General features: G+C 69.5%; 21 protein-coding genes and 5 pseudogenes. 7 read left to right on the top strand and 19 right to left on the bottom strand.

The annotated features are described in order from the left end of the window. Positions 1–21 precede the first annotated feature (21 nt). The 6 genes and pseudogenes from L3078_RS44395 to L3078_RS44370 form a co-directional block, all read right to left on the bottom strand. The gene (locus L3078_RS44395) at positions 22–1191 is read right to left on the bottom strand and encodes an exonuclease SbcCD subunit D (RefSeq protein WP_239760136.1); all 1170 of its coding nucleotides are present in this window, start codon (positions 1189–1191) and stop codon (positions 22–24) included. 77 nt (positions 1192–1268) lie between these two features. Then, a complete protein-coding gene (locus tag L3078_RS44390; protein ID WP_239760135.1) occupies positions 1269–3011 on the bottom strand; it encodes an ATP-binding protein in 1743 nt (580 codons plus the stop codon). Between the two features lie 407 nt (positions 3012–3418). Next, positions 3419–4971 (bottom strand): annotated as a pseudogene (locus L3078_RS44385) (UvrD-helicase domain-containing protein). Then, complete coding sequence (locus L3078_RS44380) at positions 4968–5444, bottom strand: hypothetical protein (protein ID WP_239760134.1); 477 nt, start codon at positions 5442–5444, stop codon at positions 4968–4970. Before L3078_RS44380 ends, L3078_RS44385 begins: the two are co-directional and overlap by 4 nt. 3 nt (positions 5445–5447) lie before the next feature. Next, on the bottom strand, positions 5448–6233 hold the full coding sequence (locus L3078_RS44375; RefSeq protein WP_338059558.1) for a DUF6083 domain-containing protein: 786 nt from the start codon (positions 6231–6233) through the stop codon (positions 5448–5450). Between the two features lie 247 nt (positions 6234–6480). Then, positions 6481–6744: a helix-turn-helix transcriptional regulator gene (locus L3078_RS44370; RefSeq protein WP_032769652.1), complete on the bottom strand. Its 264-nt coding sequence runs from the start codon at positions 6742–6744 to the stop codon at positions 6481–6483. A 180-nt stretch (positions 6745–6924) separates the two neighbouring features. Between L3078_RS44370 and L3078_RS44365 the strand changes: the two genes are divergently transcribed. Both L3078_RS44365 and L3078_RS44360 read left to right on the top strand, forming a co-directional pair. After that, positions 6925–7950 carry a hypothetical protein gene (locus L3078_RS44365; RefSeq protein WP_239760132.1) on the top strand — a complete coding sequence of 342 codons (1026 nt, stop codon included), beginning with the start codon at positions 6925–6927 and terminating at the stop codon, positions 7948–7950. Positions 7951–8167: 217 nt separating this feature from the next. Beyond that, positions 8168–8755 carry a hypothetical protein gene (locus L3078_RS44360; RefSeq protein ID WP_420864151.1) on the top strand — a complete coding sequence of 196 codons (588 nt, stop codon included), beginning with the start codon at positions 8168–8170 and terminating at the stop codon, positions 8753–8755. Between the two features lie 19 nt (positions 8756–8774). On the opposite strand, the gene L3078_RS44355 is transcribed toward L3078_RS44360, so the two are convergent. From L3078_RS44355 to L3078_RS44345, 3 genes are read right to left on the bottom strand one after another with little or no spacing between them, the layout of a single operon-like run. Further along, complete coding sequence (locus L3078_RS44355) at positions 8775–9494, bottom strand: helix-turn-helix domain containing protein (protein ID WP_070201534.1); 720 nt, start codon at positions 9492–9494, stop codon at positions 8775–8777. Further along, the gene (locus L3078_RS44350) at positions 9494–11596 is read right to left on the bottom strand and encodes a hypothetical protein (RefSeq protein ID WP_175411401.1); all 2103 of its coding nucleotides are present in this window, start codon (positions 11594–11596) and stop codon (positions 9494–9496) included. Before L3078_RS44350 ends, L3078_RS44355 begins: the two co-directional genes overlap by 1 nt. 25 nt (positions 11597–11621) lie before the next feature. Further along, entirely contained in the window at positions 11622–12110 is a 489-nt protein-coding gene (locus L3078_RS44345) for a DNA-binding protein (RefSeq protein ID WP_239749108.1), read from the bottom strand. A gap of 547 nt (positions 12111–12657) precedes the next feature. On the opposite strand from L3078_RS44345, the gene L3078_RS44340 reads away from it, so the two are divergent. Next, complete coding sequence (locus L3078_RS44340) at positions 12658–13350, top strand: hypothetical protein (RefSeq protein ID WP_239749109.1); 693 nt, start codon at positions 12658–12660, stop codon at positions 13348–13350. 28 nt (positions 13351–13378) lie between these two features. On the opposite strand, the gene L3078_RS44335 is transcribed toward L3078_RS44340, so the two are convergent. Both L3078_RS44335 and L3078_RS44330 read right to left on the bottom strand, forming a co-directional pair. After that, positions 13379–14299, bottom strand: coding sequence for an IS3 family transposase (locus tag L3078_RS44335; protein ID WP_239748969.1), 921 nt, complete (start codon positions 14297–14299; stop codon positions 13379–13381). Beyond that, a complete protein-coding gene (locus L3078_RS44330; RefSeq protein WP_053756971.1) occupies positions 14296–14604 on the bottom strand; it encodes a transposase in 309 nt (102 codons plus the stop codon). The genes L3078_RS44335 and L3078_RS44330 overlap by 4 nt, the downstream gene beginning before the upstream one ends. 49 nt (positions 14605–14653) lie before the next feature. Here L3078_RS44330 and L3078_RS44325 point away from each other — a divergent pair. Next, positions 14654–15766, top strand: a pseudogene (locus L3078_RS44325) (transposase); the annotation flags it as partial. Positions 15767–15787: 21 nt separating this feature from the next. On the opposite strand, the pseudogene L3078_RS44320 reads toward L3078_RS44325, so the two are convergent. After that, positions 15788–16042, bottom strand: a pseudogene (locus L3078_RS44320) (hypothetical protein); the annotation flags it as partial. An 85-nt stretch (positions 16043–16127) separates the two neighbouring features. Between L3078_RS44320 and L3078_RS44315 the strand changes: the two are divergent. After that, positions 16128–16799: pseudogene (locus L3078_RS44315) on the top strand (phosphatase PAP2 family protein); the annotation flags it as partial. A 9-nt stretch (positions 16800–16808) separates the two neighbouring features. Here L3078_RS44315 and L3078_RS44310 read toward each other — a convergent pair. The 5 genes and pseudogenes from L3078_RS44310 to L3078_RS44285 all read right to left on the bottom strand — a co-directional run bounded on the left by L3078_RS44310 (position 16809) and on the right by L3078_RS44285 (position 21362). Further along, positions 16809–17486 carry a response regulator gene (locus tag L3078_RS44310; protein ID WP_239760130.1) on the bottom strand — a complete coding sequence of 226 codons (678 nt, stop codon included), beginning with the start codon at positions 17484–17486 and terminating at the stop codon, positions 16809–16811. Positions 17487–17493: 7 nt separating this feature from the next. Further along, the gene (locus L3078_RS44305) at positions 17494–18942 is read right to left on the bottom strand and encodes a sensor histidine kinase (protein WP_239760737.1); all 1449 of its coding nucleotides are present in this window, start codon (positions 18940–18942) and stop codon (positions 17494–17496) included. Positions 18943–19402: 460 nt separating this feature from the next. Next, positions 19403–20230: pseudogene (locus L3078_RS44295) on the bottom strand (transposase); the annotation flags it as partial. After that, on the bottom strand, positions 20155–20397 hold the full coding sequence (locus L3078_RS44290) for a hypothetical protein (protein ID WP_239760129.1): 243 nt from the start codon (positions 20395–20397) through the stop codon (positions 20155–20157). The gene L3078_RS44290 and the pseudogene L3078_RS44295, both read right to left, overlap by 76 nt. Before the next feature lie 368 nt (positions 20398–20765). Then, positions 20766–21362, bottom strand: a complete 597-nt coding sequence (locus L3078_RS44285) for a TetR/AcrR family transcriptional regulator (protein ID WP_239760128.1) — start codon at positions 21360–21362, stop codon at positions 20766–20768. 96 nt (positions 21363–21458) lie between these two features. Here L3078_RS44285 and L3078_RS44280 point away from each other — a divergent pair, with 96 nt between their 5' ends. Continuing rightward, positions 21459–22502, top strand: a complete 1044-nt coding sequence (locus L3078_RS44280; protein ID WP_239760127.1) for an NAD(P)-dependent alcohol dehydrogenase — start codon at positions 21459–21461, stop codon at positions 22500–22502. Positions 22503–22996: 494 nt separating this feature from the next. Here L3078_RS44280 and L3078_RS44275 read toward each other — a convergent pair whose 3' ends face one another. Beyond that, on the bottom strand, positions 22997–23167 hold the full coding sequence (locus L3078_RS44275) for a hypothetical protein (RefSeq protein WP_239760126.1): 171 nt from the start codon (positions 23165–23167) through the stop codon (positions 22997–22999). 111 nt (positions 23168–23278) lie between these two features. Then, the gene (locus tag L3078_RS44270; protein ID WP_239760125.1) at positions 23279–24022 is read right to left on the bottom strand and encodes a phosphotransferase; all 744 of its coding nucleotides are present in this window, start codon (positions 24020–24022) and stop codon (positions 23279–23281) included. A gap of 117 nt (positions 24023–24139) precedes the next feature. Here L3078_RS44270 and L3078_RS44265 point away from each other — a divergent pair, with 117 nt between their 5' ends. Next, positions 24140–24475, top strand: a complete 336-nt coding sequence (locus L3078_RS44265) for an RCC1 domain-containing protein (protein ID WP_239760124.1) — start codon at positions 24140–24142, stop codon at positions 24473–24475. Positions 24476–24539 lie beyond the last annotated feature (64 nt).

Genomic DNA, 24539 nt, shown 5'->3' with positions numbered 1-24539 from the left:
CGGGCGGGTGCGGGCCTGGCTTTAGGGGCGGGCGGTCGAGCGGGTCAGGTCGTCGTGCAGCTGATTGAACAACGCCGTGACCCGGTCGTCGCTGACGCCGACGCTGTGGCAGTAGTCGGCAAACAGCTGCACAGGCGTCTTGATCGGCTGGTCGACGCTGATTCCTGCCGTGGCGCCGGTGCTGGCATGATCGGGGTGGATCAGGATCTGAAGAGCGTTGGGGAGGGCTTCGTACAGGTCGTCGCGCATGCCGGCGTAGGCGGGCTGGGTGACGACGAGTCTGAGGTAGTCCTCGCCGTAGCCGGCGGGGTCAGCGGTCAGCTGGGCGACGGTTCCCTCGACGGTGCGCAGTCTGCGGCCGGCCGTGACGGGGATGTCGGTGATCTGGGCGGGGGTGTTGGGGGTGGCCTCGACGAGGCAGACGACGTTGGTGTTGTTCTGCTCGCCGAAGTCGATGGCGTAGGGGGAGCCGCTGTAGTGCACCGGGCAGGCGGCGGGGATCTGCTGCCGGCGGTGCAGGTGGCCCAGGGCCACGTAGTGGGCCTCGACAGGGAAGACAGCGGCCGGCACGTGGTATTCCATGATGGATTGGGCGGGTCGCTCGCCGCCGCCGAAGGTACCGCCGGTGCAGGTCAGGTGGGCCATGATGATGTTGACGGCGTCCGAGGTGAACGCTCCGGTCAGATTGGCCAGGACGTCACGGACGAGCTGGTCGTAGGCGCCGACGTTCTGCGACGGGGTGTTGGCGATGATCTCCGCGGCGCGGACGGCGTAGCGCTGGGAGAGGAACGGCAGGACGGCGACGTTGACGGGCTCGCCGGTGGACCTGGCGTGGAAGGTGTGCACGCCGCCCTTCGCGGCCGGTCTGGCCTGGCCGTAGACGTGGATGCCGGCGATGTCCATCAGCGGCCTGTAGGCCTCGAACGTGGCAGCGTGGTCGTGGTTGCCGGCGATCAGGATGACCTCGATGCCGTGCTTGGCCAGGCGCAGCAGGGTACGCACGACCAGCCTCTGGGCGTCTGCGGTCGGCGAGGCGTTTTCGTAAATGTCGCCGGCTATGAGGACGGCGTCGACGTCGTTGTCGATCGCGATCTGGGTGATCTCTCGCAGGATGCGTGCCTGCTCCTCGAGCCGGTTGCGGCCCTTGAGGGTTTTGCCGACATGCCAGTCGGAGGTGTGAAGGAACTTCACGGGGCGGGGTCCTTTTCGGGTGGCTGAGGCAGAGCAGCGGGGGGCGTGGGTGCGCTGGGGAGGGCGGTGGCCAGACGTCAGTAGGGCGGCTCATCGATGGCGCCGTCGTCAGTGTCGTCGGGCCACGGATCGCTCTCTGCCTGGGGCAGCCTGCTGAACGGGTCCGGTCGCGCCGCGCTGCCGGTGGCCTGGCCGGCTGCGCGGGTGCCGGTGGAGAAGGTGGGGTCGGCGACCTCGGAGAGCCGGGTGGCCCAGGCGGGGAAGGGGAATTCGACGGCCAGGGGCACCGGGATCTCCGGCTGGGAGACGAACATGGTGCCGGGCCTGGCGAGCGTGGCGCGCTGGCGCTGCGAGGCGGGCAGGAAGCCGTACTCCGGGCGGCCGGCCTCGGCGGCATCGAGCCGGCCGACGATCTTGATCGAGGAGTTCGACACGATGCGCCGTTCCACCTCAGAGGCGGTCTGCTGGGCGCCGATGAGGATGATGCCGAGTGAGCGGCCGCGTTCAGCAATGTCCAGTAGTACGTCCTTGATCGGGGAGGATCCCTCGCGGGGGGCGTACTTGTTGAGCTCGTCGACCATCGTGAACAGCAGGCCGCCCGGGCCGGCTTGCTCCTTGCGGGCGGTCTCCGCGGCCAGCACGACACCGACGACGAACCGCTGGGCCCGTTCCGGCAGGTTGTGCAGGTCCACCACGGTGACCTGCTGCTGCGAGGTGTCGATGGAGTGCGAGACGGGGTGGTCGGTGACCGTGCTCAGGTCGCCGCGCAGCAGGGGCCCGAGCGGCCGCTGGGACGACCGCAGCCGCCGCACGAATGCGTTCACCGTTCCCAGTCCGATGGCCGGGCCCGCCCAGTCCGGGCGGCTGAGGTCGTCGGTGACCTTGTCGGAGATGAAGTCGACCATCTCCGGCCAGGTGCGGAGGACGGTTCCGTCGATGGCGACCGCGCCGTCGTTCCCGGCGGGCTGAGCCTCGCGGCGCAGCCGGCTCGTGACCTGGTGCACGACGATCGTGTACTGGTTTTTCTCGTCTTCGGCATCGGCGAACGCGTAGGGCAGCAGCTCGCGTTCGCAGAACTCGGCCAGGGTCCACCAGAAGGCGGTGACGCCGCTGGTCCTGCCGGTGACGTGGGGGCGGCCGGTGGTGTCACCGGGCAGCGGCGGGGCGTAGAAGCCGGCCGAGGCGAAGGGGCGGGCGGGCAGGCCGAGTTGGGCGTATGCGGCGCTCAGCTCCCCGTCGAGACGGGTGTTGGGCTGGTCGACGAAGAGCAGGTCCTCGCCCTTGACGGAGAAGATGAGGGCCTTGGCGTTGACCGCGCGGGCCCCGAGGGCGCCCGAGGTGAACAGCGAGTGCATCAAGAACAGCGCGAAGCTGGTCTTGGTCGCCACGCCTGAGATGCCCGAGATCGATACGTGGGCGCCGCGGGTGCCGTCGAGGAATTCGAGGTTGAGATAGATCGGTTCGCCGTCCCGGCCGATGCCGGCGGGCACACGTGCGTCCATCCGGTCGAAGTACAGCGCGGCGTCCCGCGCCGTGCCCGAGGCCCGGATGGCGGCTTCGCCGGGGCGTGGCGGGACGTAGTACTCGGGGTCGACCCGGGTGGTCGTGATCTCGGCGACCTCCTGCACTGTGGCCGGCAGGATTCCGTCGGCGATGAGGAAGACATCTGAGCCGAACGCGGCGCCCTCGTGGCGGGCGACCACCTCGGTCACCACGCCGGAGGTGACGACGGTGCCGCGTCCGGGGATCTCCCGGCGAGTGCTGACCACGTCGTCGAGCTGCAGATAGGCGCCAGGAGAAAGAGCAACGTGGAACTTCAACGGGGTGGAGTCCTCGGTACCTGCTACCTTCCCTACCTCCTCTTCGGCGTCGCCGCTGGTGAGGTGGCCTGCAAACGGCTGCTCGACTGGTCGCGGGTGTGGAGCTGCGGCCGAATACGGTGCTGTCAGCGCCGTGGGGCTCGGAGTCGGTGTCGGTCATCGGCCGGTCCCTGTCGGTCTTACGGTGTCGGGCACTGCCGACTGGCGGTGAACACCGATCGGGGCGCGCCGAAACTTGGGGCGGTATCTGTGAGTACAGACCGTAACTAAAGGGATGCCTGCTGCGAGGGGTTTTGTCGATAACGGAGAGAAAATGGGCAGACGGAGGGCGGTGCGCCCGGACAAGCCGGAGCACCGCGCGATGAGTGATGACCTTCCCGCGCCGTTCCCCCACCGATGACGCCCTGTCAACCATGCGTGTGGCGCACCGGCAGTGGTCCGGGTTCCGTCTGCTCGTGTTCCTTTTGTACGGTGCCCGAGGGAGTTGTTCCGCTCGGACCGAGGTGCTGTGAGTGGGCGTCGATCCAGGAGAGGCCGCCCAGGTCGAGGCGTTGGCGGGTACGGGTGACAGCCACGTAGGCCAGGCGGGCTTCGGCGTCGTCGATGGGGTCGGGTGGCGCCGCGGTGCTTGTCTGCTCGTCAGGAGTGCTGTTTTCAGGACGGGCGAAGTCGTCCGCGATGAGCACGCGGGGCCATTCGCGTCCCTTCGCCTCGTGGGCGGTGGAGACGGTGACCTGGGCGTGCGGCTCGGGGGCGAGGCGGGCGACGGCGGTGAGGATGGCGTCGGTGCCGTGGGTGTCGACGAGGTTGACCAGGGGCTGCAGGTCGCGGTCGAGCCGGGTCGTGGGCGGCGTAGTCCTGCAGATCGCCCCATGAGGGGAAGAGGATGAGCTCGGGGTGGTGGGTGCGGCGGCCTTCCTTCAGGTCGCGGGCCGCGAGGGCCAGGGCCTGCAGGCTGTCTCCTCCCCCGGCCAGGGCGACCCGGTAGCTAAGCCGCCATGAGGGTCATGACCTGGGCCATGGCGCCGACGTTGGTGCGGCACAGCACGGCGTCCGGCTGGGTGACGGGGCCGAGTTCCGTGGGTACGGCGGGGGTGCCGGTGAGGCGGATCGGGGCGTCGGCCAGGTGCAGCCAGCGGTTTGCTTCCGCGGCGAGGTCGGGTCCGAAGCGGAAGGACTGGGATAGGGTCAGCTGGGTGCCGTCGAAGCCGGTCATGACGTCTTTGGCGCCGCGCCAGTGGTAGATGGCCTGGGCAGAGTCGCCGACCATGACGAGCTGGGCGTGCTCGCGCTGGTTGAGGAAGGTCTGTTCGACGACAGGGTTGGTGTCCTGGGCCTCGTCCAGCAGCAGGAAGTCGACCTGAATGCGCGGCCGGGTCAGGGCCCAGATCTTAAGGTAGTGGTCGTGGTCGAAGCGGACGGCGCCGTCGTCGGGATGCTGCAGGTCGACCCAGGCTTTGCGGGCGAACGGCAGGATATGGGCGGCGAGTTGGGCATGCAGGTCGCAGCCGTCCAGGCCGCGCAGGCGAGGGACATGGTGGCGGGTGATGGCCTCGTCCGCGGTGTGGCAGAAGCGCGCGACGGTACGCAGGGCGGCGTTGGACAGGGCGCGTTGGGAGATCTCGCGGTCGCCGATGCGGACGGCTTTGGTCAGGCCGAGGGCTTGTCCGGTCTGCCAGGCCGGGCGGCGGGGTGCGTTCAGGCGGCGGGTGTAGCGGTGGCCGACGGCGGCGTAGGCGAGGGCGTGGGCGGTCTTGCACTGGACGGTGTCGGGGAAGCGGGTGCGTGCGTCCTGGGCGATGGCCCGGTTGTAGGCCAGGTAGCGGCCTCGGCGGGTGGTGGCGCGGGCGAGGATGGCGAGGGTGGTGGTCTTGCCGGTGCCGGCGCCGGCCTGCAGGGCGAGGTGGTGGCCAGCGTGGAAGGCGTCGGCTGCTGCGGTCTGTTCGTCGGTGGGGTTCACAGGGTGGGCCTCTCGGGGAGTCGGGTGAGTGCGTGCCCGACGGCGGCCAGCAGGTAGGCGGGGGTGGTGTGGGCCAGCAGGTGGCGTACCGCGTGGTCGAGGCGCTCGGTCTCCCGGTCGGCGTGCTCGGCCAGGGCCCGGTGCACGGCCAGTTCCAGGAAGCGCTCGGGGGTCTGCTGGGCGCGGCGGGCGCCGGCGGTCAGGGCGGCGTGCACGATGGGCGGGAAGGCGATGTTGAGCAGCACGCTGTGGTCGGCGTCCGGGTAGTGGGTGGTGATCACGTCGATGGGCAGCCGGGTGCCGAGGCGGCGGCGCAGCCGGCGGGCGGCGCGCTGCGGCGTCTTGGCGGCGACGAGGGCCATCAGGCGGGTGGCGTCGTGGTTGGCGGCGAGCGGCAGCAGGCGGGCGGCGCGCTGCAGGACGGGCGGGGGCAGGGGGCGGGTCAGCGTGATTTCCAGGGCGTGGTGCGGCACCGGTCATCCCCTTCGGTGCGGGCGGGGCGAGGAATGGGGCAGGCGGGTGTGGATGTGTGCCGCGTGCAGGAGGGGGGCGAAGGGTTCCCAGCAGGCCAGGGCGAGGTCGGCGGCGCCGGGTGCGGTGGCGTGTGCCGGGCAGCGCTGGGTGCGCCAGCGCAGCTGTTCGCCATAAGCGAGGTGGCCCAGGTCGTAGACGGCCATCAGGGCATCGGGCAGGGCGAGTTGGCCGTGCCGGGCGGTGGTGGGCAGCAGTTTCCACATCCCGGTTGGGCCGGCGGGGGCGAGGACGGGGTGGGGGCAGCGGTGCCGGTGGCGGGTCTGGGCGACGCAGCGCAGCTCCTCGAGCCGCTGCTGGGCGAGGTAGCGGCACAGCAGCAGTTGGACGACGGGGCGGTCGGGTCCGCCGGGTTGGGGGGCGTCGGGCTGCGGGGTGACTGGTGGGGCGGGGGTGAGAGCCTGGGTGTCGATCAGACGGCGGGCGCGGACGGCGAGTTGACGGCGGATCGCCTCGAGGCGGGTGCCGACCTGGCAGGTCGGGGTGCGGTGGGGGCAGAGCACGGCATGCGGGATGCGGCACCAGGCGCTGTTGTCGCCGTGCGGGTAGGCGATGCCGCCGCTGAGGTGCCAGCGGCAGGATTTGGGGACGTCAGTGACGGTCAATTCGGCGGGGTGCAGGGCGATGGGCCGTTGGTCGGGACGCGGGTAGAGGTCGATGCGGCTCCCGCAGTGGCGGCAGCGGCCGGTTTGTCCGGCGCGCAGCAGGCGGCTGGGGCTGGTGGTGGTCACTCGGAGCGTTCGGGGGCGGCGGAGAGCGCGGGGGCTGCCGTCCCAGTGGCGGCCGTCGGGGGCGGGCGTGGGGCACATGGCCCGGACCGTGCCAGGCGACACGCGAGGATAGGCAACACCGCGGGGCTCATGTCCCTCGACCAGCCTAGCGGCACCGAACAGACGATCTTGCGAGCGTCCTCACGTTCGACGCTTGCTCTCCGTTCGGGTGATTCGCGGTAGGACCCGAGGCGGGCGCGCCGGGGCGTCAGGGGCCGTGCATGCCGGGTGGGGTGTGGTCGTCGCAGAGGGTGCCCAGGAGGTGCTCGATGGGCACGTCGAAGGTGTGGGCGAGGGTGTGCCAGGTGGTGACGCTGCCGCTGGTGCGGCCGTGTTCCAGGTCGATGAGGGTGCGCCGGGCCAGGCCGCTGCGGTCGGCGAGTTCGTCGTAGGTCCAGCCGCGCTCGCCCCGCAGGCGCACCAGCGTCATGCGCAGCGCGTTGAGGTCGGGATCGGGCGGCAAGATCGTCACTCCACCATCCGACGGTGCAGACCCCTGCCCTGTCAGTGCAGACCTCTGCACTATTTGTCTGGGTGGTGAGTGCGGCATTCAAGGTGCAGGACTCTGCACTACCGTGCGTCTTCCCCGGCCCTGTGATGCGCCGGGGCACCCACCACCTCAGGCACGGACGGACGGGAGGACGACCAGCCCATGAGGCTCGCTGGCGCGCACGCAGCAGTGCGGCGCATCTGGACAGTCGAACTGCGTCCGCGAGCGGGCGGCCCCGCTCTCGTCTGCCCCGCCTGCGCCGCTCACACGTCTGCGCTCACGGGGGCCTCCGCACGTTCTGCCGTCCTGGCTCATCTGGCCTGCCATGCCCGCGCCGACGCGCTGCCCACCTATCTGCGCAGTTGCCAGTGCCGGGCCCGGGGCTGCCGGTGGCATCCGCGTCATCGCGGCTGCGCGGGACCGGTGCTGCTGGCCCTCACCCGCGACCGCAGCGGCCGCGCCTGGCGGCTGGCCGACACCTGCGCGGCCTGTGCCGCGGCGACCAGCAACACGGCCGTGGTACCGGACACCCTTTCCGGCTCCCTGCGGCAGCAGGCCTCCCCTGGCCCGCCCCCGCCCGCGCGCCGGTCCCACGCCGGGGTCCAGGAGCGGGAGCGGGTGCGGGAAATGCTGCCGTACCTCGGCACCGCGCTGCCCCGCTTCACCTCCCCCGCCGCCCGGCTGCTGGCCCTGCAGTGCGCGCTGCGTGCCGACACCCGCGCCCATGTCCGGCTGCCGGCGGGCCTGTTGCGGGGCATGCGCCTGCGCCAGAACCGCGAAGTATGGCTGGAGCTGGCCCACGCCGGCTGGCTGGAGCTGCCGGACGTGCGTACGCTGCCGTGGCAGGTGCGGCTGCTCGATGCCACAGTGCTGGACCAGGCGCCCGGCCGCCGTACCCGCTGCCGTGCTGCCGACTGGGCGCTGCGGCCGGTGCCGTTGGTCCTGCCGGCCACGGCGCCCGCACTGCGGCTGACCGCTCTCGTGCTGGCCGCGCACACCGGTGCCCGGCCCGAACACAGCACCGACATGGACATCCTCACCCGCCTGTGCGGGCACTCCCCGCAGCAGACCGGAGAACTGCTCGACCGGCTGGTGACCACGCGCACCCTGAGGGCATGGCATCACAACCGGGAGACCGACGCGGTGTCCTGGCAACTGCCCCAGCCGCAGGCACGCACGCCAACATAGCGTGGCGGAACAACTGGCGCTGTTCGTCCGTACCATCTGTACGCCAAGGCATCGTGCGGCACGTGTGGCGTCCCTGCTGAGCGCCAACACCCGCCCGAGAAGGGGTGTCACTTCATCTGGTGCAGCCCCGCAGCACGCTGGTTCACCGAGGAAAGGTCAGTACCCATGCCCGAGACAACCACTCCCGCCACTGAACTGACATCGCAGTACCGCTCAGGTGACCGGTGACCTCGAACGCAACGTCAAGGAGCAGGAACGCATCACGGCGGACATCGCCTCCCTGCAACAGCAGTTGGCTGCCCTGCAGCACGACCACACCGTGCTGGTGAACATGCGACAGGCCCTTGGCATCACCGAAGCCCCGGCCGAGCCTGCGGCCACTTCCGAGAGTGCCACGGTGCCCTCACCCAGGAAGAAGGCCAGTGCCGCGCGCAGCGGGAAGCAGAGGGCGGCCAAGTCCGCCGCCGCGCCGCAAAAGGCAGCCGCCAAGAAGTCCGCGGCCAAGGCGGAGGGTGCCACGACGGCGGCCCAGCCCACCCTGGTCGAGCTCATCCGCCGCCACCTCGCCGAGTCGAAGGAACCGCGCTCCGCCGCGGAGATCTCCACAGCCCTGGGCCAGGCCCATCCGGAGCGCCAGATCACGACCAAGGTCGTGCGGGTCACGCTCGAGGGACTCGTGGCCAAGAGCCAGGCCGAGCGCAGCAAGCAGGGCAGGTCCGTCTTCTACACCGCCCCCGCACCGGAGCCGGCGGGTGGGCCGGAGGCCGAGGCACAGTTCGACGAGGCTGCCAGCCAGCAAGACTGAGGGCGCTGTCCGACGCCTGTCAGCGGGGGCGCCAGGTGCGGATTTCGAGGTGGATGATCTGAGCGTCGGGACGGATGCGGCCGGTCTCCACCAGCCACTGGTGCACAGCCGCGGTGACGTCGCCGCCCGCGGCGTCCACGCGGCGGGCGAAGTCGGCGGCGTCGAAGCCGCCGGCCTGGGCGGAGCCGTAGGAGCGTTCCTCACTGTGGTCAGTGCGCTGGATGACGTCGCGGCGGATGCCGGGTGAGTCGGTACGGCTGCCAGAAGGGTGCAGGTAGCCGGTCTTGGCGAGGCGCACGGTGAAGGCCAGGCGCAGGCCCCGGCGGGCGGCTTCGGCGATCAAGGGGCGCAGGCGGGCGGAGCCGGAGGCGATGGCCTGGGCGCCGACGCGGCCGGTGCCGGAGCCGGTGGGGGTGATCAGGACGGCCTTGGTGCGCACCCGAGCCCGGGCGCCGGAGGCGGTGGTACGCCGCTGGGTGAGGCGGGCGGCGATGGCGGCGAGTTCGGACAGGTCGGTGATGCCGCCGGTCTCGACGGCGGCCAGGACCTGCCGGAGGGCGGGGACGAAGGCCGCTCCCTTGTTCTTGGTGTAGAACTGCGAGACCAGGGAGGGGTCGCGGTCGATGATGCGGGCGATGTCGCGTTTGGTGTAGCCGACCGCTCGGAGCCGGTCGGCGAGATGTGCTGCTTCGTTCAACTCGGGCTGGGGTTGAGGCTGGCGGCGGGGGCGGCGCGGCATCAGGCCTCCCGCTCAGCAGTGAGGGCCGCGCGTCCGGCCTCCCGCAGCGTAAGGAGTTCTTCTTCGCTTGTGGGGGCGGTGACGGGGCCGGTGAGGCGGCCACGCAGGAGATAGTCGCCGGGCTGATGGTGATACGGCCAGTCGTGGGGCTGAGTGAGGTAGAGGGCGTCGGTGCGGAAGGCGACGACCGTACCGGGCAGGGTGTGCAGGGCACCGGCGTACGTGTCGTCGTCACGGTGACGCTGGGTGAGCAGGGCGGCGCGTGCTGCGGACCAGATGGCGGCGGCCCATTCGGGGTGGGCGTTGGGGTCGCGGGCGAATCCGGTGGGCTTTTGCCAGGTGATCAGTTCGTCGTCGAAGCCGATGATTTCGGCGTCCGGGGGCACGTCGCGCTCCAGGGTGCGGGGGGTGGTGCCGGTGACCATGCGAGGGCGCTGGGCGAAGGAGCCGATGCCGTACAGGAGGATGGAACGCACGGCGCGGGAGGCCAGGTGGGCGGCGCGGGCCTGCTGGGGATCGCCCTGGAAGTGAGCCTGGGCGGAGAGATTGGTCCAGGTCTCTTTCAGCTTCTTGGCCCAGTCGTCCAGCGGTTTGCCGTCCTCCCACAGGATGCCATCGAGGATCTCGACCTTCCACGGCTGGATCGGGTTGGTCAGGGCGGTGTGGATCTCGGGGCCGCCGGCCCAGGTGGTGAAGGTGGTCCCGGGCGTGGCCGGATAGTGCCATGCGCGGTCTCCGGGGGCCGGTGCCGACAGGAGGCCGACATGGTTCCAGGTGTCGGGGACGGTGACGCGGACCTGCCAGTGCCCGCACCCGTACAGGGCCCGCATCTGTTCCTTCTCGCTCCAGGCGGCGAAGGTGGTGGCGGTGATGCGGCGGGGCGTGCCGACGGGGGATTTCCACGTGTGCTTGGCGTAGGCGAAGGTGCGGTCGTACTCGACGAGTTGTGGCAGCTGCTCGGGAACGCGGGGCGGGGTGAGCAGCTCGTTGCGGCCCTGTCCAGCTGTGGCGTGGAGCAGGCCGCGCAGTTCTTCCGACAGGACGGGGAAGCCGTCGGCGTGCTGGCCGCGGGTGGGGATGGTGCGCGTCCACAGGTCGCGGCCGGTCTGGGAGGGGGAGCCCATGATCACCGCGTCGTCCCAGTGGCGGCGCAGCGCCTGCCACAGCAGCACGAAAGCATCACGAACGGTGTGAGGGTCGTCGCCGTCGGTGTCGAACCACTCCCCCACGGAGCGGATCTCCACGTGGTGGTCGCCACTTGCGGACTGGTAGCGGCCGACGGGGTTGCGGGCGTGGACGAAGTGTCCGGCCATGCGGTCGCGGCCGCGGCCGGTGTCGGTGCGCCAGCCGGCGATGGGGGCGTTCAGCCAGGCGGCGACCGCGTCGCGGAGGTAGGGGTAGCGGTCGGCATCCCGGTGCCAGGGGTCGCCTGCGGTGATGTAGATGCGTTCCACGTCCTCGGGGACGGTGTGGAAGACGGCGGTGAGGATGTCGGCGGCCGACCGGCCGGCGAGGTCGAGATGGTGGGTCTGGCTGCGGTGGACCAGGACCCCTGTGGTGGCGTCCAGGAAGACCGTGGAGCGCGCCTGCTGGGTGAAGTTCGGCCTGGTGGAGACCAGACCGGTGGTGTGAGTGAACCAGGCGTCACCGCTGGAACCGGCCGGGATCGACGGCAGCTCCCGCCGCGCCTCCGAGGGTGATGCGGGCGGCTCCGAGGACACGGTGTGCGTCTCGGGGGCAGCAGTGCCTGCGGAAGCGGGGGTTGTTGTGGGACCGGGAGCGGCCTGTGTCTGCGTCGGCAGGGACGCCACGGCCGCGGAAGGAGCCTTCACAGGGGACGGCTTCGGTGCCGGCGACTGCGGGGCCTGCTGCACGGCGAGACTGTCGGGGGCCAGGCTGGGGGCGAGGGCGACGACATCGGCCACACCCAGGCCGGCCGCCGGGGCGATCCGCTCCGCCTTCGCCTTCTCGTAGGAGGCCAGCTGGACGATCTGCTTGTCCCGGTCCGCTTCCAGCTTCGCGAGCGCGGCCCGCGTCTTCTTGATCTGGTCCCGCACGCCGCGTAGATCGGCCAGCGCTGCGTTGTAGCTCTGTGCGTCCATCGAGGCTTCCTTGTCCGAAGCGGCTTCAGCCAGTAGTAGCGGTGTTCGTGGTGACGTAGGCAATGGCCCCGCCCGAGTGGGAGGCAAGCCGCGTGCCCAGCAGCAACTCGGCAAGCCTGCGGTCGCCGTCGAGATCGGAGGTGATCACTGTCGTCGGAGCGGCAAGATCGGTCACGTAGCCCGCGAGGCGGGCTTCGGGAAAGGCGTGTTTGCCGGCGAAGTTCTTCTCCCACCGTTGAAGGCCGGTCAGCACGGCCACGACGTAGCCCGACAGGGTGACCGGCAGCACTCCCCCGGCCGCGACACTCGCCGCGTCGCACCGCCACCAGCCGCGCAGCGCCTTCACGAGGTGGTCGGGGCTGAGCGTGGCGGCGAAGCCGATCCAGTCCCGGTCGTCGTCGTGCGCGGGCTGGGCGGCGTCAACGCGCAGGACAGCGATCTCTGGGGCGTCGAGCTGGTGCACGGGAGCGTGGCGGCGCGCGCTGAGAGCTTGCACGACGCTGAGGGGGGTCATGACCCGGACTCCACGCTGGGAATGCCCGGGGAGCAGGTCGGCATGGATGAGGCGCCGGAATGTCGTGACGGCGAAGCCGAGTTCCTCTGCTGCTTGTCCGGTTGTTAGCAAGATGCCCATCCTCCGCCCCCATCACATGCGAACTCTGTTATCTGATTGCGCATGCACTTTAGCGATCGATCCGAAAGGGCGTCAAAGATGGCGGGTCGTGCTGGGTCGACTGCTCTGAGGCAGGGGGACGTCACGCCTGTGCGGGCAGCTTCGTCGCATCGTGATCGCGGAGCCGGGGGTCTGCGGGTGACAGCAGATGGGGGCTGCCCGGCCGGGGGCTGGCAGCAACTGCACCCTGGCCTGCGGGGCGGCGCCCGCTACCGGCTGCATCGTTGGGGATTTGCCCTACTGGCGGTCCAGGGTCTGCTCTGACGTAGTGCGGCGGGCTGCCGGGCACTGGCTGGTCGCTGGTGGAAAGCAGCAGTGTGCGTGCGTCACCCAGTCGGCAGGCGTTCGTTTCCTCTACCGACGTATTCGTGTGGACAAAGGAGCGCCGGTGGGCCCGTCGTTGGTGATCGAACGGTTTGAGTTCCAGCGCGGCGGGGTCTGGTATGCCCGCTACTTCAAGGGGCTGGTGACCTTCCTGGTCGGGCATTCGAAAGCGGGGAAGTCGACCGCTGTGGAGGCTCTGCTGTATCCGCTGGGGCTGAGGACGGCGACGGTCATGCCGGAGGTGCGCAGCTGTCAGTATCTTCGCCTGGTGTTCCGCGTCGCCGGGGTGCGCTGGCAGGCAACGCGCAGCGGATCGGATCCGCGGGCGCGGGTGTCATTGAAAAATCTCGACGATCCCCGCGCGATCGAGCATTCGCTTGCGGTCACGTCGTCGAAAGCCACGGAGATGACGGCGGGCGCGTTCGTGCAGGACCTGCTCGGCTTGTCGGCCGCGGTCCGCGGCACGTCACGTGCTGGGCTGGATGAGTTCTACACCACTGTGATGGCGTTGCGGCAGAACACCATCGCCTCGGAGTTCCTCGGCGGGGGCAAGGACGCATCGCGCGTGCTTGCGCTGGAAGTGGTGCTCGGGCTGTGGAACGAGGAGCTCGCGGGTCTGGAGAAGAACGCGTCCGAGACTGAAAGCCGATTTCGGGCTGCCCAATCTGCGCTGAGGCAGTTCAAGAAGCTCCGTGACACCGGCGCTCTGGCCGATCCGGACAGTGTGCGCGCCGAGTGTGAGCAAAAGCAGCATTGAGGTTCCCCCGCTGCGCGGGAGTGGCTGACTAGCAGGTCAGGGCGGGTTGACGTGGTTTCAGGTTCACTTGTTCGGCCGCTGCCTGGTCGGCGTAGTGCTTCTCCTCGAACTCGATGGGGCTGAGGTAGCCGAGGCGCTTCTGGATGCGGCGGGGGTTATAGAAGCCGTCGATGTACTCGAAGAGCGCGAGGTTCGCCTCGGCTCTGGTGTCGAAGGTCCGTCCGCGGATGCACTCGGTCTTGATCAGCATCCACAGGTTCTCCGCCAGGGCATTGTCGAAGGAGTCGCCGACCGAGCCCATGGACGCTTGAACACCTGCTCTGACCAGGCGGGTTGTGAGCTTGATAGACGTGTATTGCGTGCCGTGATCGGCATGGTGGACGAGTTCGCCAGGGGCGACCTCGCGGCTGGCCAGTGCGTACTCGAGCGAGGTGAGGACCAGGTCGGCGTCCGCGCGGGCGGAGGTCTCCCAGGCCACGACTCTGCGGGAGAAGGCGTCGCGGATCGCCGACAGCCACAGTGGCCCCTCCAGGGTGGGAATCATGGTCAGGTCGGTGACCCACAACCGGTTCGGCGCGAGTGCGGTGAAGTCGCGTTGCACCAGGTCAGGGGCGAGGTCGGCGTCTGGGTCGCGGCGGGTGAAGCCCTTGCTCCTGCGGGGGCTGATCCCGGCCAGGCCGGCCTGGCGCATGAGCCGCTCGACCCGCTTGCGGCCGACGTGGACGCCCTCGCGCTTCAGGACGGCATGGATCCTGGGCGATCCGTAGATCCCGCCGGAGTCCTGGTGGATCCGTCGGATCTGCCCGGTCAGCTCGGTGTCCTGGCGGATCCGTTCGCAGGGGTCCTTCTCAGCCTGGCGCCAGCGGTAGTAGGTGGAGGAGGGGATGTGCAGTTCCCGCAGTACGGGCTCGACCCCCAGGTGCGGGTGCTCGTCTAGGAGTGCGGTCACCTGGGCCGGGTCGGGTCGAGCTGCGCGGCGAAAAAAGCCGAGGCCGTCCGCAGGACCTCGTTCGCCCGGCGCAGGTCCCGCACCTCGCGCCGCAGCTGGACGAGCTCGTTCTTCTCTTCGGTGGTGAGCAGGTCATCCCGCTCGCCGGCGTCGGCCTCGGCCTGCCGGATCCAGTTCCGCAGGGCTTCGTGATGCACGCCGAGCTCCTCAGCCATGCGGCGGATCACCGGCTTCGGCTCGGCGGTCCGATACATCCGCACCGCACGCTCACGCAACTCCAGCGGGTACTTCCTCGGGGCAGGCATCGTCTGGGCTCCTCTCATGAGACCCATCTGACCTGCTGTCACCTTTCCCCGCATCTCGGGGGAACCTCAGGCCGAGCGGTTGTTCTGCCATGTCTATGGCCGGGCGAAGACGGCGTCGCAGTTCATCCCGGGCTGGCCCTATTCCTTCGTCGCCGTCCTGGAGCCGGGCGCCACCTCTTGGACCGCAATCCTGGACGCGGTCCGGCTCGGACCGGTGGACGACGCCACCGCAGTCACCGCCGCCCAGCTGCGGGGAGTCGCTGCACGGCTCATCGCCGCAGGTCAGTGGCGGGCCGGGGACCCGGACATCGTGATCGTCAGCGATGCCGGCTACGACGTCACCCGCCTGGCCTGGGTCCTGCGTGATCTGCCGGTCGAGCTGGTCGGCCGGGTCCGCTCCGACCGCGTCATGCGACTGCCGAAGCCGCCTCGTGTCTACGACCCGAAGGGCGGGCGGCCGCCCAAGCACGGCCCGGAATTCCGTTTCGCCAAGCCGGAGACCTGGCCCGCGCCCGCGATCACCACGGTCACCACCACCAACTACGGCAAGGCCGAGGCACAGGCATGGGACCGGGTCCACCCGAGGCTCACCCACCGCTCCTCATGGCTCGACCATGACGGTGAACTTCCTTCGATCGAGGGCACGTTGATCTGGTTGAAGGTCGAGCATCTGTCGAAGGACCGTGATGCCCCGCCGGTGTGGTTATGGTCCTCCAAAACAGGCGTCACTCCGGACGACGTGAACCGTTTCTGGCAGGCATTTCTCCGCCGCTTCGACCTGGAGCACACCTTCCGCTTCGCGAAGCAGACCCTCGGCTGGACCACCCCGAAACCCCGTACTCCCCAGGCGGCGGACCGCTGGACCTGGATCCTGATCGTGGCTCACACCCAGCTCCGGCTCGCCCGGCCTCTCACCGAGGATCTCCGCCGGCCCTGGGAGAAACCCACCACCTCCGACCGGCTCACCCCGGCCCGGGTCCGCCGGGGGTTCAGGAACTTCCGCGCTCACCTCGCCTGCCCGACCCGTGTTCCCCAACCCAGAGGAACCGGCCCTGGACGGCCACCCGGCGCCAAGAACAAACACCGGGCACCCCGCTACGACGTCGGCAAAACCGTCAAACGCCCCGAGACCCTCAAGGCCATCGGCAAGCCTGGTAGATAAAGAACAAGCTGAGCTTGGCGTTCAAGAGGGGCAGCAGAACGTGCTCGTGGATGGCCAACCGACCCGCTGCATCGCCTTCCGGTGCCCCGCCATCGCGGCCCCGGACTCGCGGCGGGCCATCCTGCGCAGGACGGATGGTGCGAGGAGCAGCTCGGCGACTGCCCACACACCCAGCACGCCTGCTGTCTCCAGGTGCCGCCAGGAATCACCGATCTCGGCGGCGACCGCATCGGCCGGCAGCAGCGCCGAGCGGAGACCGAGGCCAAGCCAGTACACATTCGTCAACCCCGACGATCGGCAGGGGTCGCTGTTGCCGTTCGGCTCGGGTTCCTGGCTGTCTCCGCTTCTACGTTCAGACCCCATGGAACAAGAAACACGAGAGAAGATCAGAGCTGGCCGACTGCTTGGTGCTTTGGGCGTCCTGGGCGTGGGGTCGGGAACGGTCGTCTGGCTTTCCCCGGGTGGGCTGGGCGAAGCCGGTGCGGTTCAGGTCACTGGAGGGGCATCGGCGTCCGCGTACCGGTCGGTTACTCGGACGGTGGCAGATGCGCCGTCGTGGCTGGGCCCGCTCCTGGAATTGGCCACCAAGGGCACCCTGGTGCTTCTCGGAATATTGCTGGCCTGGACGTGGTGGACAGCAGTCCGCCGCAAAGATCTACGGGAGGCCGCCGGATCGGTGCTGACCGGTTGCGGCACCGTCGCGGCCTACGCGGTGAGCGAAGCAGTGAAGCTGGTGGTGGACGAGGAGCGACCTTGCCGCGCGCTGCGCACGGGGGCCGACCTCATCGCGGAATGCCCTGGCACGGGAGACTGGTCGTTCCCGAGCAACCACGCCACCCTGGCCGCCGGGATGGCCGTCGGCATGGCCGTGCTTCGGCCGCGCCTTGCCGCAGCCACGCTGCCGCTGGCCGGGGCCGCCGCGCTGCTGCGTGTCTTGGTGGGCGTCCACTATCCGCACGAGGTACTCGCCGGCGCGATCCTCGGCGCCACCGTGGTGGTGGCCGTACTGCTCACAGTCCTGCCGCTGGCTCAGCGGACGGCATTACGTCTGGGATGGCGCAGGAACGATCCCGGCCTCGTGGGCAACGACCGCGGCAGCAGCGCGGTTGTCCACGCCCAGCCTCGCCAGGATGGAACTCACATGGGCTTTCACGGTCCCCTCCACCACATGCAAACGCCGGGCGATCTGCCCGTTGGACAGCCCACTGCCGAGGAAGGCCAGTACCTCCCGTTCCCGGGCGGTCAGGGAGTCGACTCGGGCGCGGGCGGCGGAGCGACGGCCAGCCAGGGTGCCCGCGCCCGTCGCGGTGAGGTGCGCGACGACCCGGGCCGCGACCTTCGGTGACAGATAGGCGGCGCCGTCGGCCACCGCCCGTACCCCGGTGATCAGTTCCTCGGGCTCGCCCGATTTGATCAGGAAGCCGGTCGCGCCACCACCGAGGGCTCGCAGGATGTAGTCGTCCTCACCGAACGTCGTCAGCATGACGACGCCGGTGCTGGGCGCGGCGCTGCGGATCTCCGCCGCTGCGTCGATGCCGTTCAGCCCCGGCATACGGATGTCGAGCACGGCTACCGCAGGGCGGTGACGCCGAACCAGTTCCACGGCCTCGTGTCCGTCGCCGGCCTCGGCGATGATCTCCATGTCCGGATCCGAGGCAAGAACGGCGCGTACCCCCGCCCGGATCATCGGCTCGTCGTCGGCGATCAGCACCCGGATCATCGGGCACTCATGGGGTGAGCGCGTCCAGGGACATCAGGATGCCGTCTCGGAAGCAGAGCCGGTAGGCGTCGCCGGACCGGTCGTCGAACCGGTCGGCCGTCATCGCGTAGTAGTCGCACGTTATGCCGTCGCCTGTCGGCTCGGCGGTCAGCGGTCGGTAGTTCGTCTGCCGGTCCGGCAGGAAACGCTCCACCTCAGAACGATCTTGCCCCACGCGCAGGCGGGAATAGTCACCAGGTTCCAAGACCGACCGGGACGCCGACAGCATCTCCCACCCCATGACTGCTCCGCTCAGCACCGCTCCGGTCACCAGGGGCACCATGATCGCAGCGACCAGGGCCCGGCTGACGCGGCGCCGAGCACGGCAGTGTTCGCGCGGCAACTGGCCGCCGGTCCGGGAGGCCGCGGGCGCGAGGAGCCGTGGCGGCTGTGACGCAGGTGCGTGCGGGATCCACGCGGCGACTGCAAAGCCCCCGTCACGCGGACCATGGTCGAACGAACCGCCGGCCAAGCGCACACGTTCTTCGAGACCGATGAGGCCACGCCCCCCACTTCGAGGCCGGGGCTGCAGGCTGGCCGCGGATGATGGCGGACCGTTCTCTACGACGACTCTTGATTCCGTTGCCGTATGCGTCACTTGGACGGTCGCCGTCGCGCCGGGCGCGTGCTTGGCAACGTTGGTCAGCGCTTCCTGTACGACGCGATGAACCGCCCGCTCCGCTACCGGTGGCAGGTCGTCTGCCGTGCCGTCGGTGTACAACTGCACCGCGAGGCCGGCCGCGGAGGCCTCTTCGATCAGGCCTGTGAGACTGGAGCCGTTAGGGTCCGTCGGCGTGTCAGCGGTCTGTTCGCGCAGGACACCGATCACCTCACCGAGACGCTCCACTGCGCTTGCCGCCTTGGCCCTGATGTCACCTGCGGCCCTTCGATGGTGCGCTTCAAGGCCCGGCGCGAGCTTCAGGGCACCGGCCGATAAGGCGATCAGGCTGAGGTCATGGCCCAGTACGTCATGCATGTCCTGCGCGATACGCGCTCGCTCGCGCAGTCGGGCCTGCTCAGCGACCAGCTCCTGTTCGCGTTGCAGTTGTTCTGCACGCTCCCAACCGGCCCGGACAAGCTGCTGATACTGGCACCAGAACCGGCCCGCGAACCAGGGCAACATCGTGGCGACGACCACCACTGTGACAAACCGGCTGGCCAACGGCAGCCAGGCAGGCACGACGGACAATGCGACGACGCCAGCCGCGAGAAGCCCAACCAGAGCGAGCACAGTGGGCGCCATCCGTCCAGGCCACCGTCCGGCCGGGAACGCGGCGATGGCAGTCGGGACAGTCCACCACAGGTTCACCATGCTCAGGACAGCGGCCGCCACCGCGGCCGCTGTCAGAAGGCTCCCTGGAGCAAGAGTCCGCGGGGAAACAGCCGTCCCGGTCGGAGTCCCGCTATTGATCACCATGCTGTCCACGGAAGCGACGGTACGGACATCGGGAGTCGTCCGACACTGCCGAAAGTCCAATTGCGCCAGTAACCGGCGAGCGCCGCAGCTTGAGGGGCAGGCTGGCCAGACACGGCCAAGGCCCGGACGCGAGGCGCGTCTTACTCGTGCACGGAGACTGAACAGAACAACTTGACGGGGGAAACCACCAACCACGGAAAGGCCGAGACCCAGGCATGGGACCGGGTCCACCCAAGGCTCACCCACCGCTCCTCCTGACTCGACCAAGACGGTGAACTACCCTTGGTTGAAGGGACGTTGATGCGGCTGAAGGTCGATCATCGATCGAAGGACCGGGACGCCCGCCGGTGTGGTCATGGTTTTCCAAGACCGGCGCCACCCCGGGCGACGTGGACCGCATCTGGCAGGCATTTCTCCGCCGCTTCGATCTGAAGCACACCTTTCGCTTCGCGAAGCAGACCCTGGGCGTCAGGTGGCCCACGTCGTAGCGGTTGGCGGGGTGCCGGTTCTTCGAGCCGGGCGGGCGTCCGGGGCCAGGTCGGTCGGGTGTGGGCACACGAGCCGGATCAGGGCAGGTTCGGGCGGAGGTTCCTGAACCCCTGGCGGACCCGGGCGGGGGTGAGTCGGCCGGGCTCGGCCGGCTTCTCCCAGGTGTGGCGGAGGTCCGCGGCCGGCGGCCGGGCGAGGCGGATTTAGGTGTGGGCGGCGATGACCAGCCAGGTCCACCGGGCCGCCGCCTGGGGCGTGCGGAGCTTCGGGCGGGTCCGGCCCAGCGTCTGCGTGATCATCCGGAAGGTGTGCTCCAGGTCGAATCTGCGCAGGAACGCCTGCCAGCGCAGGTAGACCTCCTCGCCCGACAGGCCGGTGGGCGAGGACCACAGCCAGACCGGCAGCGGGTTCCCACCGCCGGGCAGGCAGTCGACCTGCAGACGGATCAACGTGCCTTCGATGACGGGGAGTTCGTCGGTGTGGTCGATTTACGCGGAGCGGGTGGTCAGACGAGGATGGATGCGATCCCAGGCCATCGCGCGAGCGGTGCCATAGCGGTCGGTGACCTGCACCGTCGCGGCGTCAGGCTCGCCCCAGGTGTGGGGCTTGCGAAGCGGAACTCCTTGCCGTGCTGGGGTGGACGTCCGCCCTGCGGCGGCGAGATCCAGGGCACCGGGACCGGCTTGCGCATCACCCGGTCCGACCGCATCCGTCCGAGGACTTTCACCGGCAGTCCTTCCAGGAGGTAGGCCATGCGCGGAGCGTCGTAGCCGGCGTCGAAGACGACCAGGAAGCCACGCCGTCGGCGACTTCCGCGGTCCGCCACCCGTGGATGTCCAGCAGCAGGCCGTCCAGCGGCCCGCCGACCGGTTCGGCATAGGTCCGGTGCGGGAGCGGGCCGGGGTTGGGGTCGTCGTGGTCGTGGCCGTAGACGCGGCCGTTCAGCAGCTGCTCGTCTCCGTTCATGCCGTCCAGCCTTGCAGCCGCCACCGACAACGCCCGCGCGGCGGCGGGCCCGGCTCCAGGCCGGGCTGGGCCCGCCGTGCTCACCGCGCCTTCGGCAACGCGTCCAGGGAGCAGCGTTCCTCCCCGCGCCGCGGCTGGCCACGCGCCACACCGGCTCATCTCTGCCCGACTGAATTCACGGCCTTGGCCAGCCCATACGGTCGCGCACGGCAACGTTGAGGAGGATCTCTGGAATCGGCCAGGGCTACTCGTCGCCCCACTCGCTTTGCCCCTCAACCGATTGTGGGAGCAAGACGAGCGTCTCGCAGGTGAAAGCCACGGCCGCCCGCTCGTGGTGTGCGAGTCGAACCGAGCCGTCGTTTGTGTGCTCAGTGTCCCCGGTCCGGGGAGACGGCGCGGCGTACGCAGTCCCGGAGCAGGGTGCGCCGCTGGTCGTGCACGCTCGCGGGCTCCTGTGCGGAGGCGGCGTAGACGTTGCTCACCGGAGACCAGGCCATGGACATGGCGATGACCATGGCCATGACGTCGAAGGGGTCTCCCTGTCTGATGCGACCGGCGGCCTGGGCCTCTGCGATGACGCGGAGTTTGTTGTCGTCGTAGCGGTCGTTGTCCGCGACGAGATGCCCAGTTGGGCGCCGCTCCAGGCGCGCCCAGGTCGCGAGCCGGATCAGATCGGGGCGGCTGAGGTACTCGTCATAGAGGCGCACCGCCCAGTCGGCGAGGTCCTTGGCGTCGATGGGGACGACATTGGTGATCCGCTCCAGTGAGGCGAAGAAGATCGCGTCGAAGAGCTGTTCCTTGTTGCCGAAGTAGCCATAGAGCTGCGCCTTGTTGGTGTGTGCGGCGGCGATGATCCGTTCGATGCGCGCGCCGGCGATGCCGTACTGGGCGAATTCCTGGGTGGCGGCGTCGACGATGCGCTGGTACGTCGCGGCTCCGCGGCTGCTGGATGGCTGGTCGGGCATGACTCCGCACCTTAACAGACAAACTCGTCTGTTTGTTTCGCGGTTCGCATGCGTCTACTCTGAGACAGACCGAACAGTCTGTCTAAGGAGATAGTGATGCGTTCCACGACCGGATGGCAGGCGGACAGCGCGACGGGGACCTTGCGCCGCGCGGCGCTGGAGCGCCGGGACCTCCGCCAGGACGACATCGCGGTACGCGTCGCGTACTGCGGCGTCTGCCACACAGACCTCCACGCGCTGCAGGTGCACAAGAGCGACGCGAGCGGCGTCCTCGTACCCGGGCATGAGTTCACAGGCGTGGTGACCGAGGTCGGCAGCGCGGTTTCCGACTTCGCCTCGGGCGACCCCGTGGCCGTCGGCAACATCGTCGACTCGTGCGGCACGTGCCCCACGTGCCGCACCGGCCAGGAAAACTTCTGCCGTGAGTTCCCGACACTGACCTACGGCGGAGCCGACCGGCAGGACGGGTCGACCACGCTGGGCGGGTTCTCCCGCGAGTACGTCGTGAGCAATCGGTTCGCCTACCACCTCCCTGCGGGCCTCGACGCGGCCGCCGCAGCCCCCCTGCTCTGCGCCGGTGTCACCGTCTGGGAACCGCTGCAGGCACTCGGAGTGGGCCCGGGCAGCACCGTCGCCGTGGCCGGACTGGGCGGCCTGGGGCACCTCGCGGTCAAGATGGGGACCGCGCTCGGCGCCACGACCTCCGTCATCAGCCGGACCCTGGACAAGGCCGACGAAGCGCACGCCCTAGGGGCGCAGGGATTCGTCGTCTCCACCGACCCCAGGCAGATGGAAGCGGTCCGCGACCACTTCGATGTGGTCATCGACACCATCCCCGCCCCCCACGACCTGGCTCCGTACCTGCGTGCAGTCGCCATGGACGGCACCCTCAGCCACCTCGGCCACCTCGGACCGCTCACCGTGGAAACCATGGACCTGCTCATCGGCCGCAAGAAGCTCAGCTCCGCCGGCAGCGGCGGCCGCCCGTCCACCGCCGCCATGCTGCGTTTCTGCGCTGAACACGGCATCACCGCCGACATCGAACTGCTGCCGTCGTCCCAGGTGAACAGGGCTCTCGAACGCCTGGAGCGCAACGACGTCCGCTACCGCTTCGTACTCGACATGTCCGACCTGGACTGACCGATAGGGCGGCTTGTCCAACAGCAAGCCCGGCGACAACGACGAGGGCCGCCCGGACACAGTTCAGGTGCCGCATGGGTGGGAGATCCATCGAGCGTCGGCCCAGCGCTGGTCGTGCCGCAGTACCGCCAGGACGCTCACCGCGATCCGGGCGGGCGGCATGATCCGCCACCGGGTCCATATCGCCAATTTCAACGGCCGGCGGGGGCACCCCGGTTACGCTCGCGCCGCACCGCTCTGGGCGACAGTATCCCCGGTCACAGGCGGGTGGTGAAACGGCCGTCGGGCAGTTTCCGCAGTCAGCCGCGATCCACGAGCCCGACCAGCCTCCCACGCAGCGGTTCCAGTTTGGCGCGCGCAGTGACATCGACGCCCAGCATCTCGCTGACCTGCCGGGCCATCAACGGGCTGGCGGCCTGCCGTACAGCGGATGCGCAGGTAGTCCGGCGGGAGCACGGTCTCCTCCACATCCGGGGCGTGGTGCGGGAGCAGCATCACCGCCCGGCCGCCCACCGCCTGGGCGCTGGCGCGGCCGAGGCGCGTTCGTCGGCGAGCTGCTCGCTCACCCGCTCAAGCACACGTTCAGCGATGGCAAGTTCGTCCCGCTCGGCCCGCACCTCCGCCAGCTGCTTGGCCTCTGTTTCTTCGAGTTCGTCCAATTCCACACGGCTTACGGTAATCCGTTCCAGAACTTCGGGATCCAACAATGCGTCGGATCGTGGAAGGCCGTTCGACCTCCATGGGGAAGGAACCAGCGAACCGACCGCGGCCGTTACCTACGCGCTCACCGTACTGAGCTCCAATGCGTCCCGGTGATCGGAAACCCACTGAAAGGCCGCCTGAACTTGCCTCACCGCCCCTGCATCACGGAGCCGGGCCATGGCGACGTCACCCGAATCCGCCTGGGTTTCGATGCCCCGCCAGCACCGGTCCTGCCACCACAAGATCGTGGACACGAGACGTTGCCGGTCGGACAACTCGTAGCCGTCGACGATCAGCCTCATGCGCCGGGCTACCTCTTCGACGTCGGTGACCGCGGGGCCGAGATCGAGGTACTGCCAGCAGACATGAGCGATATCGTGGATACGCGCGCCCGGAGCAGCAAGGTCCCAGTCGATGAACGCCGCTGGTCGAAGCTCGCCACCGCATAGCTGATAGACGGTGTTCTTGGGCGACAGGTCGTTGTGACACACGACCTCTTGGTCTCCGGCAAGCGGGGTGCCGGCCGTCAGGTCGTGGAACTCACGCACGAGCCGGGCAACCGTCACCAGACTCTCGTCGGACGACACGGCAGCGGGTTGGCGCGACTCCCATGCCACATGGCCATCGAGGTAGCTGAGGACTTCACGGCCCTCGTCGTCCATCCCGAGGTACCGCGGTGCACCACTCCAGCCACTGGATTCAAGCAGCCTCAGCAAATCACTCACGAACTTCGTGCGATCCGAGGCCGGACGGCGCACCGTGTCTCCGACGCGAACGACCGCATTGACGAAACCTCCGGGCAAGGACGACTCAGGCATCCGCCCACCTTGCCTGATCGCTACCTTCAGCGCCGGATAACCTGTCACTGTCATCAACCCCAGCACCCCCTCACCGGCGTCCAAGACATTGACGCCGGGTACTCCCACAGCCTCGCCATGCCCAACCCCTTGCTGGCCAACAGCACTGTCAAGGCCTGGGGGGACAACAGCGTCGGGCAGCTCGGCAACGGCAGCACCGGCGGCGCCAGCGGCACCCCCGCCGCCGTCGTCAACCTCACCGGCGCCCGGGCCATCTCCGCCGGCGGGAACCACAGCCTGGGGCACCTGTCCGGCGGCACTCTCAGAGCCTGGGGAGGCAACAACGCTGGGCAGCTCCACAACGGCAGCACCATCGACAGCGGCACGCCCGTCACCGTGCGCACCGGCATCGGCATCGGCATCGGCACCAGCACCCGCATCGCCGCGGGCGGTGACTGCAACCTGGCCGCCTGAGGCCCCCGCAGCACCCAAGAAGACGGCCCTACGGGCATTGTCCCGGCACGCTGGTGACACGCGC

Source organism: Streptomyces deccanensis, from assembly GCF_022385335.1.
Lineage (GTDB): Bacteria > Actinomycetota > Actinomycetes > Streptomycetales > Streptomycetaceae > Streptomyces > Streptomyces deccanensis.
The sequence above is the reverse complement of the archived record's forward strand: the minus strand, read 5'-3'. Positions and strand labels throughout refer to the sequence as shown.

What these genes read in the sequence shown, in the direction of transcription:
- L3078_RS44365 (WP_239760132.1), top strand. Translation starts at nt 6,925, where the DNA reads ATGAGGCTCGCTGGCGCGCACGCAGCAGTGCGGCGCATCTGGACAGTC.
- L3078_RS44355 (WP_070201534.1), bottom strand. Translation starts at nt 9,494, where the DNA reads ATGCCGCGCCGCCCCCGCCGCCAGCCTCAACCCCAGCCCGAGTTGAAC.
- L3078_RS44350 (WP_175411401.1), bottom strand. Translation starts at nt 11,596, where the DNA reads ATGGACGCACAGAGCTACAACGCAGCGCTGGCCGATCTACGCGGCGTG.
- L3078_RS44345 (WP_239749108.1), bottom strand. Translation starts at nt 12,110, where the DNA reads ATGACCCCCCTCAGCGTCGTGCAAGCTCTCAGCGCGCGCCGCCACGCT.
- L3078_RS44330 (WP_053756971.1), bottom strand. Translation starts at nt 14,604, where the DNA reads ATGCCTGCCCCGAGGAAGTACCCGCTGGAGTTGCGTGAGCGTGCGGTG.
- L3078_RS44310 (WP_239760130.1), bottom strand. Translation starts at nt 17,486, where the DNA reads ATGATCCGGGTGCTGATCGCCGACGACGAGCCGATGATCCGGGCGGGG.
- L3078_RS44305 (WP_239760737.1), bottom strand. Translation starts at nt 18,942, where the DNA reads ATGGTGATCAATAGCGGGACTCCGACCGGGACGGCTGTTTCCCCGCGG.
- L3078_RS44290 (WP_239760129.1), bottom strand. Translation starts at nt 20,397, where the DNA reads ATGAACGGAGACGAGCAGCTGCTGAACGGCCGCGTCTACGGCCACGAC.
- L3078_RS44285 (WP_239760128.1), bottom strand. Translation starts at nt 21,362, where the DNA reads ATGCCCGACCAGCCATCCAGCAGCCGCGGAGCCGCGACGTACCAGCGC.
- L3078_RS44280 (WP_239760127.1), top strand. Translation starts at nt 21,459, where the DNA reads ATGCGTTCCACGACCGGATGGCAGGCGGACAGCGCGACGGGGACCTTG.
- L3078_RS44270 (WP_239760125.1), bottom strand. Translation starts at nt 24,022, where the DNA reads ATGCCTGAGTCGTCCTTGCCCGGAGGTTTCGTCAATGCGGTCGTTCGC.
- L3078_RS44265 (WP_239760124.1), top strand. Translation starts at nt 24,140, where the DNA reads ATGCCCAACCCCTTGCTGGCCAACAGCACTGTCAAGGCCTGGGGGGAC.